This window comes from Clostridium sp. 001, assembly GCF_019056555.1.
Classification (GTDB): Bacteria; Bacillota; Clostridia; order Clostridiales; family Clostridiaceae; genus Clostridium_B; species Clostridium_B ragsdalei.
In genome coordinates this window covers 3,440,542-3,453,995 of record NZ_CP020473.1, presented here as the reverse complement: position 1 = coordinate 3,453,995, position 13,454 = coordinate 3,440,542, and the positions used below count along the sequence as shown (strand labels likewise).

The 13,454-nt window shown below is 32.2% G+C and carries 12 protein-coding genes; 3 read left to right on the top strand and 9 right to left on the bottom strand.

Annotation, left to right across the window (positions count from 1 at the left end; all coding sequences use genetic code 11):
• Positions 1-106 precede the first annotated feature (106 nt).
• The 6 genes from B5S50_RS16080 to B5S50_RS16055 all read right to left on the bottom strand — a co-directional run bounded on the left by B5S50_RS16080 (position 107) and on the right by B5S50_RS16055 (position 5,864).
• On the bottom strand, positions 107-1,480 hold the full coding sequence (locus B5S50_RS16080) for a sensor histidine kinase KdpD (RefSeq protein ID WP_065077697.1): 1,374 nt from the start codon (positions 1,478-1,480) through the stop codon (positions 107-109).
• Complete coding sequence (locus B5S50_RS16075) at positions 1,471-2,130, bottom strand: response regulator transcription factor (protein ID WP_065077698.1); 660 nt, start codon at positions 2,128-2,130, stop codon at positions 1,471-1,473. The genes B5S50_RS16080 and B5S50_RS16075 overlap by 10 nt, the downstream gene beginning before the upstream one ends.
• A gap of 190 nt (positions 2,131-2,320) precedes the next feature.
• Positions 2,321-3,094: a lantibiotic immunity ABC transporter MutG family permease subunit gene (locus B5S50_RS16070; protein WP_065077699.1), complete on the bottom strand. Its 774-nt coding sequence runs from the start codon at positions 3,092-3,094 to the stop codon at positions 2,321-2,323.
• Between the two features lies 1 nt (position 3,095).
• On the bottom strand, positions 3,096-3,857 hold the full coding sequence (locus B5S50_RS16065) for a lantibiotic immunity ABC transporter MutE/EpiE family permease subunit (protein WP_065077700.1): 762 nt from the start codon (positions 3,855-3,857) through the stop codon (positions 3,096-3,098).
• A 5-nt stretch (positions 3,858-3,862) separates the two neighbouring features.
• Positions 3,863-4,570 carry a lantibiotic protection ABC transporter ATP-binding protein gene (locus B5S50_RS16060; RefSeq protein ID WP_217302326.1) on the bottom strand — a complete coding sequence of 236 codons (708 nt, stop codon included), beginning with the start codon at positions 4,568-4,570 and terminating at the stop codon, positions 3,863-3,865.
• A 145-nt stretch (positions 4,571-4,715) separates the two neighbouring features.
• Entirely contained in the window at positions 4,716-5,864 is a 1,149-nt protein-coding gene (locus B5S50_RS16055; RefSeq protein ID WP_065077702.1) for a DEAD/DEAH box helicase, read from the bottom strand.
• Between the two features lie 337 nt (positions 5,865-6,201).
• On the opposite strand from B5S50_RS16055, the gene cooS reads away from it, so the two are divergent.
• The 3 genes from cooS to B5S50_RS16040 are packed head-to-tail and all read left to right on the top strand — an operon-like array spanning position 6,202 to position 9,815.
• Positions 6,202-8,082 (top strand): anaerobic carbon-monoxide dehydrogenase catalytic subunit, encoded by a 1,881-nt coding sequence (cooS, locus tag B5S50_RS16050; RefSeq protein WP_065077703.1) that lies wholly within the window; start codon positions 6,202-6,204, stop codon positions 8,080-8,082.
• Between the two features lie 18 nt (positions 8,083-8,100).
• Positions 8,101-8,556, top strand: a complete 456-nt coding sequence (locus B5S50_RS16045) for a 4Fe-4S dicluster domain-containing protein (protein ID WP_217302325.1) — start codon at positions 8,101-8,103, stop codon at positions 8,554-8,556.
• Positions 8,553-9,815, top strand: a complete 1,263-nt coding sequence (locus B5S50_RS16040; RefSeq protein WP_217302324.1) for an NAD(P)/FAD-dependent oxidoreductase — start codon at positions 8,553-8,555, stop codon at positions 9,813-9,815. Before B5S50_RS16045 ends, B5S50_RS16040 begins: the two co-directional genes overlap by 4 nt.
• Before the next feature lie 790 nt (positions 9,816-10,605).
• On the opposite strand, the gene leuB is transcribed toward B5S50_RS16040, so the two are convergent.
• From leuB to leuC, 3 genes are read right to left on the bottom strand one after another with little or no spacing between them, the layout of a single operon-like run.
• Complete coding sequence (gene leuB / locus B5S50_RS16035) at positions 10,606-11,670, bottom strand: 3-isopropylmalate dehydrogenase (RefSeq protein ID WP_217302323.1); 1,065 nt, start codon at positions 11,668-11,670, stop codon at positions 10,606-10,608.
• Positions 11,667-12,161, bottom strand: coding sequence for a 3-isopropylmalate dehydratase small subunit (gene leuD, locus B5S50_RS16030; RefSeq protein ID WP_023162956.1), 495 nt, complete (start codon positions 12,159-12,161; stop codon positions 11,667-11,669). Before leuD ends, leuB begins: the two co-directional genes overlap by 4 nt.
• Entirely contained in the window at positions 12,161-13,426 is a 1,266-nt protein-coding gene (gene leuC, locus B5S50_RS16025) for a 3-isopropylmalate dehydratase large subunit (RefSeq protein ID WP_217302322.1), read from the bottom strand. Before leuC ends, leuD begins: the two co-directional genes overlap by 1 nt.
• Between the last annotated feature and the right edge of the window lie 28 nt (positions 13,427-13,454).

The following is a 13,454-nucleotide window of genomic DNA, read 5'->3' as shown; positions in this document are numbered from 1 at the left end:
TTACGAAAAAAAACCTTCTCGAAAAAGAAGGTAGTTAACTTCAAAATTATTATATAAGTAATATTTAAATTATGCAAATTTATTTTCAAAAAATGTCATATAAATTTCATTCTAGTGGAACTTGAAGAGTGATTTGCCCTCCTCCTGTAATAGGTGAATTTCCTATATACATATCTCCTTTATGTTGCTTTAATATAGAATAGGCAATAAATAATCCCATGCCATAATGTGTTTTAGAGGTTCTACTGTTATCACCCATATAAAATTGTGCTGCAGCAAATTTAATGTCTTTATTTGAAAAGCCATTACCACTATCAGTAACGGTAAAGCATATGTTATCCTGAAAACCTGCGGCTTTAAAATAAATTTTACTATTATCTGGTGAGTAATCCACGCCATTAGAAATGACATTCATAATTGCTCTATATAGTAAACTTTCATCAATTATAATTTCTTGCGGCAAACACTCTTCCTCAAATTCAACTTGTAACTTTTTTGTACATGCAAGTGCATTTAATTGATTATGAATATTTTCTACAAACTTTCCTGTATTCACTTTACTTAGCTGTATGCAAAAGCCTTCTTCTGCTCTAGATAATTCAATAAGTGTTTTTATATATTTCTCAATTTGATTAGAATTTTTATGAATAAATGCTGTATATTCCTTCTGTTCCTCATTTAAAGGTGAATCTATTAATAATTCTGCATTGCCCTTAATAACCGCAAGGGGTGTTTTTATATCATGGGCAAGAGCTGAAATCTGCTTTCTTTTATCCTGTTCAATATGCCACTGCTCTTTTAGGGATTTTTTTAATTCCTCTTTCATATCTGACAGTGACAATAAAACACTGTCAAATTCTTTTATCCTTGAATGAGTTATCTCAAAATCCAAATCCTGTTCTTTAATTTTTTCTGATACTTCAAGTAAGGGATTTAACTGCTTTTTTAGCTTTCGTGCATAAAGCGTTGAAATTATAAAAATAATGGTAACAAATAAAAAAATATACACCAAAACAAACATTCCTTGAGGATTAGGTAAATTACTATTTAAAAAGTCAGAACTGTACCTCATTATGATATAATACTGAAGTATGCATAAACCATCTTTTCTTTGTATGATATAATACTGTTTCGTCGCCCAATGGTTATTATACCCCTGCCCCCTTGCATACCTTTTTGCTTCGTCTAAATCTTTAGAATTTAAATCTGTTTTAACTACTCTATAACTTTTATCGAAAACAACAAATTTGCATCCTTTAGGGATCATATTTTCTGTTATAGTCTGTGCTGATTGAAGTTTAGATTTTACATTTGAGGCTAGATTTTCACTATAATTTGCAGGTAAAAATACGTTAGCCTTTATAAGCAAAAAAACAAATTCAAGATACAATGCTGAAACAATAATAAATGTAATAGCTAACGTTATTAGATATCTAAAAAAAATTCTTCTCATTGTAACTGGTTTTTTATTTATTCCCATCTATAGCCAATCCCCCAAACCGTTTTAATTGGAGATAAATCAAAAATAGCAAGCTTTGCCCTTATATTTTTTATATGCTCTGCAATACCTGAGCTGTCACTTTCCCTTTCATATCCGTATACAGCTTCGTAAATTTGCTCTTTTGTAAAAACCTGTCCCTTACTGCGTACAAGAAATTCACAAATAGCATATTCACTTTTTGTCATAGGCACCTTTTTATCTTCTATAATAATTTCCTTACTTGCCAAATTGAATTTCATACCAGAGATAGAAATCATATTGTGCTTTTCTCTTTTTTCTCTTCTCAGATGGGCATTTACTCTAGCACGAAGTTCTCCTGTACTAAAAGGTTTTTTTATATAATCATCCCCACCTATTCCAAATCCAAACATTACGTCATTTTCCATAGTTTTAGCAGTTAAAAACAAGATTGGACAGTCTACTATATCACGAATTTTCTCACATAATTCAAAGCCATCTATATCTGGCATCATAACATCCAATAAAATAAGATCATATTTTGCGTACTCATTAAGCAGAATTTTTTTTGGATTATTGACAATTGTAACAACATGTCCATCTTTCGCAAGAACATTTTTTACAAGTACTAAAATGTCCTCTTCATCATCTATTACAAGAATCTTGGCCATAGCTATCCCCCTCAAATTAGTTAAGAATTAATAATGAAAAGTTAATAGTGAAGGATGATTTTTAGCTATCGCAAAAAATCTTTAAATTTATATAAATCAGCAAAAGCTTAATCAAAGATTTTTTGTAGTGTAACGAAAAAAAATCCACATTAACTATTAATTCTTCATTCTTAACTATTAATTAAAAATATTATTCATCACACTTGCGTCCTTCCCAAAAATTAAACCATAAAAGTTGCAGCATCAATATTCCCAAAGTATATGCACCTGTAATACACGATGCTTTTTGAATATTATATAAAAGATAAGGAATTTCTTTATGCATAGCTGCAGACATAAAATTCAAAGTAGCAAAATCACAAAACCTTACACCCCATGCCCAGGGAAGATACATCCAGCATCTATCTCCCAGTCCTGTAATCATTAGCGCAGCAATGAGCATACCTGCAATTCCTAGAAAAATAGATGCTCCTCTGCCAAACTTTAAACTGACAAAAAAACTTAATACATAAATAAATATATTACTAAAAATAAGCCATCCAAACGCCTGAAAATATAATAAATAAGGAATGTTGGATACATGTAAAAACAATTTTAATCCAAAAAGTACTATAGCAAGAGCTAAAAATAGTGAAAGCATTCCCATAAAAATTAAGGTAATCAGCTTACTTAAACATGAAATACTTCTTGACTTTGTGCTGCCGAGCAGCACTTGAAATTGACCTGCTTGTTCTTCCTGTGAAACAACCATGCTGCAAATTATTCCAATTAGAAGTGGAAAAACCATGCCAAGTAATTCAAAATAAAGTACGTGCTTCTCAATAGTCTCTACCTTGTTAAATAAATTGTAACAGACCAGAAAAAATAATGCACCTATTATCGGAATTACAATGTGAATCCAAAATATTTGAGTATGTTTTAACTTTTGAAAGTCAGCCCGTAAAGCTCTAAATAATGATAACATTTTATACTACCTCCTGATTTTTAAACCAACTTGATGTAATAGTAAGCAGCACAATAAATAGTAGAATAGATAACACAATTCCTACAGGAATAACACCCGGGTTAAGCATTGTATCTTTTCCTACTGGCAGCTGTCCATTTGGAAGTATACCAAGTATAGGACACATAAGACGACTCGTCCAACTATACGGACATATCCACCAGATGGATTTCACAGCCATTGCTCCATTAAGGCCTATACCTACTGCAACATTTAAAATAACCGGTACAAAAAATCCAAATTTCTTAGCTAAAAATAGACAAAGTGGAATTTGCCATAGTGACGTTATTGCAATAACAATAGCTGCTGTAATTGCATTTATACCTGGAATAGTAACTATAGAACTTAAAGCAAAACTTGAAATAACTTTTGGCAAAACATATTTTCCTACTATACCAACTCCTAACACCAAAAGAATACAAGAAAATAAAACATAAACAGCTATAAGAATAACTTTTGAAACCCAAACTTTTTTTAAATCAATAGGCATAGAGAAAATAGCTCTATATTTAATTTTCTTCTCTTCTTTTTGATTTACAAGTGCGCAAAAAAGTGAAACACCTCCCGGCAGCATAAGCATGTACCACCAATTAAATGTATTTAATTGATAATAAACTCCTGTCATAAAGCCAAAAAAAAGTGTGACAATTGGGAAAATCAAAACAAGTTTTTTAGTCATTGTCCTTTTTAACTTTAAGTTCTCTGCCTTCAAATATGAACTCATTTTAATTACCTCATTTCCCTTTTAGATTTTTTAACTACTTCCATGAAGAGTGATTCTAGATCCTCACCCGGATTAATTTTTGCTTCATATCCTAAAATTCCATTACTAATAATTCCAATGTGATCTGCAATAAGCTCTACCTCAGACAATATGTGGCTAGATAAAATAACTGTTATACCCTGCTCTGGAAAAGAACGAATAAGATTTCTCAAATCTTGAATACCAATAGGATCTAGTCCGTTAGTAGGCTCATCTAAAATTAAAAGCTTAGGGTGATTAAGTAGTGCAATGGCAATTCCAAGTCTCTGCTTCATACCCATGGAAAATTGACCTGCACGCTTTTTCCCTGTATCTGTTAAATCAACCGTTTGGAGTACTTCATCAATACGTGATTCCTTAAGTCCAAGTAGTGTAGTTCTGACCTTTAGATTTTCCCTTGCAGTTAAATTCTCATATAGTGGAGGAGCTTCAATTAGTGCCCCAATATCCTTTAAATCTTTTCTGCTCCAGGGATGTCCTTCAAAAATAATTTTACCTGAAGTTTTCTTAAGTATCCCTGTAATCATTTTTAATGTAGTAGATTTTCCAGCACCATTAGGGCCAAGCAATCCATAAACGGAATTTTCTTTTATTGCAAGTGAGATATTATTTGCCGCTAGCTGTCCTTTAAAATTTTTACATAAATTTTTTGTTTGTAAAATATATCTTTCCATCTTTATAAATCCTCCCTTATCAATTCATGCTAATTGTAAATACTAATTTTAAGGATTTTATAAGGATTTAAAAAAATGATCCCAGCAATTTTTTATCACTGAGATCATTTTTTGCAAGCTTTAATATACTTAATAACCCTTTTTCTTATATATGCTCTATTATTTTCCCTTTGTACATATCTTTTAAAGCTATTTTTATATTAAATGCCTTTTCATACTGTTTTAATAATTTCTGCTCTTTATTTGTAATTATGCATATAGACGTACCTTCCTTGCCAGCTCTTGCTGTTCTCCCTGATCTATGTAAATAATTGTCGGCATCTTCTGGTATATCATAACTGAAAACATAATCTACATCCTCTATATCAAGTCCTCTTGCTGCTATATCTGAAGCCACTAATAAATTAATTTTACCTAATTTAAAGCTTTCTAAAGCTCTTTTACGCACTTTCTTGTCTTCTGCTCCATATATAGCTTCTGCTCTTAATTTATGATATTTTAATTTTTCTGTAAGCATTTCTATTTCATCTGGCTTATTTACAAATACAATGGCCCTCTTTGGATTTAATATATGTACAAGTTTCCTTAGAATTAATATTTTATCTCTTCTTTCACACATAAAACACATATGCTTTATGTTTTCATTCATAGAAGTTGTTTGTTCTGCCTTTATAAATTTGTAATCTTTCATTAAGTCCCTTGCTATATCTAAAGTTCTATCATCTATTGTAGCTGAAAAAAACATTAATTGTCTTTCTCTTAATGTAGTTTTTATTATAGCTTTAACATCGTTTATGTTGTTCTTATCTAGAAGTTTATCTGCTTCATCTACTACAATGGTCTTGATATTATGCGATTTTAGTTTTTTCATTTTAATAAGTTGAAGTATTCTTCCTGTAGAACCCACTACTATATGCGGCTTTTCACTTTTTAAAATTTCCACCTGTCTTTTTATATTTACATTTCCTATTATAGCTGCAGACCTAACTGGAATACCTGAATTGTTAGCTAAATTTTTTATTACATTATGTATTTGAATTGCAAGTTCATGTGTGGGTGCAAGTATATATGCCTGAACATCTTTACTTTCAAAATCAATTTTTTGAAATATAGGAACAATATAAGCTAACGTTTTTCCGCTGCCTGTTTCTGATTCTCCTACTACATCTTTACCTAAAAGAGCTTCTGGAATGGCCTTATACTGTATTTCTGCAGCATATTCAATGCCTTCTTTTTTTAGTCCTTCTGTTATTTCTCCATTTATACCTAATTCATTAAACAAAACTTTTGTCATATGTTTTTCTCCTTAATTTTTAATACTTCTATTCTTCTATTATATCAATATAGAATAATTTTCAATCAAATAAGAATTATTTTATATTTTATATTGACAAGGAAACCGAAAAGGTTTATATTATTGTTATTGGATAACAATTATTTTTTAGTTAGTTGTACTTGTAAATAAATAGTATTAATTAATACTATTAAACTATTACAGTTTTTGATTCTTAGTATAAGTATTCTTAGTATCTTTAGCACTTAGAATACGTTATCCTTTAGGAGAATAATCCTAATCAGTAATTTTAATAATTTAATAGTATACTTAAATAGTATAGTTTGGAGGTTTTATTATGTCAAATAACAAAATTTGTAAGTCAGCAGATAAGGTACTTGAAAAGTTTATAGGTTCTCTAGATGGTGTAGAAACTTCTCATCATAGGGTAGAAAGCCAAAGTGTTAAATGTGGTTTTGGTCAGCTAGGAGTCTGCTGTAGACTCTGTGCAAACGGTCCCTGCAGAATAACACCTAAAGCTCCAAGAGGAGTATGTGGTGCTAGTGCTGATACCATGGTTGCAAGAAACTTTCTTAGAGCTGTAGCTGCCGGCAGTGGATGTTATATCCATATAGTCGAAAATACAGCTAGAAACGTAAAATCAGTAGGTGAAACCGGCGGAGAGATAAAAGGAATGAATGCTCTCAACACCCTAGCAGAAAAACTTGGTATAACAGAATCTGACCCACATAAAAAAGCTGTACTAGTAGCTGATGCCGTATTAAAGGACTTATACAAACCAAAATTCGAAAAAATGGAAGTTATAAATAAATTAGCTTATGCACCTAGACTAGAAAATTGGAACAAATTAAATATAATGCCTGGCGGTGCAAAATCAGAAGTTTTTGATGGTGTAGTAAAAACTTCTACAAATCTAAACAGCGACCCTGTAGATATGCTTCTAAATTGTTTAAAACTTGGAATATCCACTGGGATTTACGGACTTACCCTTACAAATTTATTAAATGACATAATTTTAGGTGAACCTGCTATAAGACCTGCAAAAGTTGGTTTTAAAGTTGTAGATACGGATTATATAAATTTGATGATAACAGGCCACCAGCACTCCATGATTGCCCACCTTCAAGAAGAACTTGTAAAACCTGAAGCTGTAAAAAAAGCCCAAGCAGTTGGTGCTAAAGGATTCAAACTAGTTGGATGTACCTGTGTCGGACAGGATTTACAGTTAAGAGGTAAATACTATACTGATGTTTTCTCCGGTCATGCAGGAAATAACTTTACAAGTGAAGCCTTAATAGCAACTGGAGGTATAGATGCAATAGTATCTGAATTTAACTGTACTCTTCCTGGCATCGAGCCAATAGCTGATAAGTTCATGGTTAAAATGATATGCCTAGATGACGTTTCTAAAAAATCAAATGCAGAATATGTAGAATACTCTTTTAAAGATAGAGAAAAAATAAGCAACCATGTTATAGATACGGCTATTGAAAGTTATAAGGAAAGAAGATCTAAAGTTACAATGAATATTCCTAAAAACCATGGCTTTGATGACGTCATAACAGGTGTAAGTGAAGGTTCCTTAAAATCCTTCTTAGGCGGAAGTTGGAAACCTCTTGTAGACTTAATTGCTGCTGGAAAAATTAAAGGTGTTGCTGGAATAGTAGGTTGTTCAAACTTAACTGCCAAAGGTCACGATGTATTTACAGTAGAACTTACAAAAGAACTCATAAAGAGAAATATAATTGTACTTTCTGCAGGTTGTTCAAGTGGTGGACTTGAAAATGTAGGACTTATGTCTCCAGGAGCTGCTGAACTTGCAGGAGATAGCTTAAAAGAAGTATGTAAGAGCCTAGGTATACCACCTGTACTAAATTTTGGTCCATGTCTTGCTATTGGAAGATTGGAAATTGTAGCAAAAGAACTAGCAGAATACCTAAAAATAGATATTCCACAGCTTCCACTTGTGCTTTCTGCACCTCAATGGCTTGAAGAACAAGCATTGGCAGATGGAAGTTTTGGTCTTGCCCTTGGATTACCACTTCACCTTGCTATATCTCCTTTCATTGGTGGAAGCAAAGTGGTAACAAAAGTTTTATGTGAAGATATGGAAAATCTAACAGGCGGCAAGCTTATAATAGAAGACGATGTAATAAAAGCTGCAGATAAATTAGAAGAAACCATACTTGCAAGAAGGAAAAGCTTAGGTCTTAATTAAAATTTAGAGGGTGATCTCATGAAAAGAATAATGATAAATAAGGATTTATGTACCGGATGCTTAAATTGTACTTTAGCTTGTATGGCAGAACACAATGAAAATGGGAAATCTTTTTATGATCTGGATCTCAGCAATAAATTTCTTGAAAGTAGAAATCATATATCTAAAGATGATAATGGAAACAAGCTTCCTATATTTTGCCGTCACTGTGACGAACCTGAGTGCGTAATGACATGTATGAGCGGTGCCATGACTAAAGATCCTGAAACTGGTATAGTATCCTATGATGAGCATAAATGTGCCAGCTGCTTTATGTGCGTCATGTCCTGTCCTTATGGAGTATTGAAACCAGATACTCAGACCAAAAGTAAAGTAGTTAAATGTGACCTGTGTGGTGACAGAGATACACCTAGATGCGTTGAAAATTGTCCAACAGGAGCAATTTATATTGAAAAGGAGGCAGATCTCCTATGAGTGGTTTAACAATAAAAATATTTTTTCACACAAAATATGTAATAATAGGAGCCAGTGCTGCTGGAATAAATGCTGCTAAAACTTTAAGAAAGTTAGATAAATCCTCCAAAATAACTATTATTTCAAAGGATAATGCAGTTTATTCAAGATGTATACTCCACAAAGTACTTGAGGGAAGTAGAAATTTAGATACCATAAATTTTGTAGATTCTGATTTCTTTGAAAAAAATAATATAGAATGGATAAAAGATGCAGATGTAAGCAATATTGATATTGACAAGAAAAAAGTCTTACTTCAAGACAACAGCAGCTTCAAATTTGACAAGCTCCTTATAGCTTCTGGTGCTTCCTCCTTTATTCCCCCAGTTAAAAAATTAAGAGAAGCTAAAGGAGTGTACTCCCTTAGAAATTTTGAAGATGTAACTGCTATACAAGACAAACTTAAAAACGCAAAACAAGTGGTAATACTTGGTGCAGGTCTTGTAGGAATTGATGCACTTTTAGGTCTTATGGTGAAAAATATAAAGATTTCAGTTGTAGAAATGGGAGATAGGATTCTCCCCCTTCAACTGGACAAAACTGCATCCACTATATATGAAAAGTTGTTAAAAGAAAAAGGTATAGATGTCTTTACTTCAGTTAAATTGGAAGAGGTAGTTTTAAATAAAGACGGAACTGTAAGTAAAGCAGTACTATCAAATTCAACTTCTATAGATTGCGATATGATAATAGTTGCTGCTGGTGTTAGACCAAATGTAAGCTTTATAAAAGACAGCAGGATAAAAGTTGAAAAAGGCATTGTCATAGACAAACATTGTAAAACCACTGTAGATAATATATATGCTGCAGGAGATGTTACTTTTACTGCTCCTATATGGCCTATAGCTGTAAAGCAGGGAATAACTGCTGCTTACAACATGGTAGGTATAAATAGAGAATTACATGACACTTTTGGCATGAAGAACTCAATGAATTTATTTAACCTTCCATGCGTATCCCTTGGTAATGTAAATATAGCAGATGAAAGTTATGCTGTTGATACATTAGAAGGAGATGGAGTTTATCAAAAAATAGTTCACAAAGATGGAGTAATCTACGGTGCACTTCTAGTTGGAGATATATCTTACTGCGGCGTACTAGGATATCTCATAAAAAATAAAGTAAATATAAGCAATATCCATAAAAATATTTTTGACATAGATTATTCTGATTTCTACAATGTTGAAGAAGATGGACAGTATAGTTATCAATTGAGGTAAATTACCTTATAGAGTTTCTAAGCAAAAAATAAAACTTATACTCCGAATATTTTTACAACCACAAACACGGTTAAATATTTTGATAAGTCTAAGAAGAAAATTTATAAAAACTAAGGCCTTTTGAAAACTCGTACCTCAGACAATTCAAAAGGTCTAAGTTTTTTTACAAATTTTCTACTAAGACTTATACACAAAATATTTAAATGTGTTTGTTTATTGTAAAATATTTCTACGTATAAGTTTTATTTTTAAGTTAGAAACGCTATAGATCATAAAATTAAAAATTAAATTCATAATTACTCAAAATTGTTAATTATAAATCTCGGATGAATTGATACATTTAGCATTTAAATCAAATTGGCAATTTGGCTAAGTTTAATTGTAGAGCTAACTACCTATTTAAATAATTTTCATACTGTTAATGATATTTATTCTTTCCAGTATACAATAACATCGTGAAAAATTAAATCACACATAGAATATTTAATATACATTTATTTTAATAATTGGAACATAATTTATAAATTCTATAGTAATTCTAATAAAATTTTAACTTATACATAAAATATACTAACAAAATTGAAATCACACTTAAAAACTTTTTTTATAAGTCTTAGTGAGGTATTTTAGAAAATCTTAGAAGCTTATATGTGTCTGAGGTACGAGTTTATATAATCTTCTTTAGATTTTCAAAATACCGAACTTTAGACTTATAAAAAGTTTTTAGTGTGATGATTTTTGTTAGTATATGGCTGGTATAAGTAAACTTTTTACTTAGAAACTCTATGACCTATAAATTCTTAACTATTAAGTCTCCCATTTCTTCTGTACCAACTAATTTTGAACTTTCTTTTGCTATATCACCTGTTCTATAACCTTCTTTAAGCACTTTTGATATAGCATTTTTTATATCTACATAGGCCTGTTCCATATCAAAACTGTACTTAAGCATCATAGCAACACTCATAATTGTTCCAATTGGATTTGCCTTATTTTGTCCTGCAATATCTGGTGCAGAGCCATGTACAGGTTCATATAATCCAAAGGAATCTCCCCTTACACTTGCAGAAGGCAGCATTCCAAGAGAACCCGTAAGCATTGAAGCTTCATCACTTAAAATGTCTCCAAACATATTTTCAGTTAAAATTACATCAAATTGTTTAGGATCTCTTATAAGCTGCATAGAAGCGTTATCCACATACATATAGTTTATTTCTACATCTTCATATTCCTTTGCTATGTTTCCCACTACTTCTCTCCACAGCTTGGAACTTTCAAGTACATTGGCCTTATCTACTAAAGTAAGTATGTTATTTCTCTTTCTTGCAATTTCAAAAGCCTTTCTGGTAATTCTATCTATTTCAAAGCTGGTATAACTTATAGTATCCCAGGCTTTTTTTCCACCTTCAATATCTATTCTGTTTTTCTCTCCAAAATACGCCCCACCTATTAATTCTCTTACTATCATAATATCTAGACCGCCGCCAAGTACTTCTGGCTTCAAATTTGAAGCTGCTATAAGTTCTGGAAATAGTATGGCAGGCCTTAAATTTGCAAATACCCCAAGGGCTTTTCTTATACCCAAAAGACCAGCTTCTGGTCTAAGTTTGCTAGGCAAACTATCCCATTTAGGTCCACCTACTGCACCTAAAAGTACAGCATCACTTTTTTTGCAAACTTCAACAGTCTTATCTGGAAGAGGAACTCCTGTGGCATCCACTGCTGCACCGCCTAAAAGTACCTCCTCACATTCAAAATCAAAATTATATTTTGCAGAGGCTGCCTTTAATACTTTTTTTGCCTGTTCAATTATCTCTTTTCCAATTCCGTCTCCTGGTATTATAGCTATCTTCACTTGTTTTCCACCTCTTCTTTTATATAGTTTATAAGTCCCTCTGATTTTATAATCTTATGCATAAATTCAGGGAAAGGAACAGCTTTATAAGTTTTATTTTTAGTTATATTTGTTATTACTCCAGAAACTGTATCTACAGATACTTCATCTTTTTCATCTATGTCCTTTGCAGCTTCTTCACATTCCATTATAGGAAGTCCTATATTTATGGAATTTCTAAAGAATATCCTAGCAAAAGTTTCAGCAATAATGCAGCTTATTCCAGAAGCCTTAATAGCTATAGGTGCATGTTCTCTAGAAGAACCACATCCAAAATTTTTACCAGCTATCATTATATCCCCTTTACTTATTTTCTTTGAGAAATCTTTATCTATATCCTCCATACAGTGAGAAGCAAGTTCCTTATGGTCACTGGTGTTTAGATATCTAGCTGGAATTATAACATCCGTATCTACATTATCTCCATACTTAATTGCCTTTCCTTTTATCATTATTTTACTACCTCCTCTGGTGATGAAATTTTACCTGTTACTGCTGAAGCTGCTGCTACTTCTGGACTTGCCAGGTATACTTCACTCTTTACATGTCCCATTCTACCTACAAAGTTTCTATTAGTAGTGGAAACTGCCCTCTCTCCTTCTGCCAGTATTCCCATATGTCCACCAAGACAAGGTCCACAGGTAGGAGTACTTACCACTGCCCCTGCTTCTATGAATATTTCAATAAGTCCTTCTTTCATTGCCTGAAGATATATAGCTTGAGTAGCAGGGAAAATAATAGCTCTTACATTTTCATTAACTTTTCTTCCTTTTAAAATACTAGCGGCTGCCCTTAAATCTCCTATTCTGCCATTAGTACAGGAACCTATGACAACTTGATCTATTCTTATGTCTCCTACCTCATCAATGGTCTTTGTATTTTCAGGTATATGTGGAAATGCCACTGTAGGACGAATTTTTGATAGATCTATTTCTATAACCTGGCTATACTCAGCATCACTATCTGCTTCATATACAGTATAATTTTTCTTTGAATGTTCTTTTACATAATTTATAGTATTTTCATCTACAGGGAAAATTCCGTTTTTAGCTCCTGCTTCAATGGCCATATTACATATAGTAAAACGATCATCCATAGTAAGTGAGCTTACTCCTTCACCTGTAAATTCCATGGATTTATAAAGTGCCCCATCTACTCCTATCATGCCAATAATATGAAGTATTAAGTCTTTTCCACTTACCCATTTAGTAAGCTTTCCCTTAAGAACAAATTTTATAGCTTCTGGCACCTTAAACCAAGCTTCCCCTGTAGCCATACCTGCTGCCATATCTGTACTACCAATTCCTGTAGAAAATGCACCTAAAGCTCCATAGGTACAGGTATGAGAATCCGCACCTATTACTACATCTCCACAGACTGCAAGGCCTTTTTCAGGAATTAAAGCATGCTCAATTCCCATTCTTCCAACTTCAAAGTAATTTTTGATTTCCATCTTCTTTACAAATTCTCTAACATATTTACACTGCTCTGCAGATTTTATATCCTTATTTGGTGTAAAGTGGTCAGGGACAATTGCTATTTTATTTTTGTCAAAAACATTGTTAAGACCAATTTTATTAAATTCATTTATAGCTACTGGCGTAGTTATATCATTTCCAAGTACCAAATCCAATTTAACCTTTATTAATTGTCCAGCCTTTACTTCATCCATTTTCGCATGGTGAGCTAGTATTTTTTGCGTCATGGTCATGCCCATGTTTATCAACTCCTATCAAAATTTTATT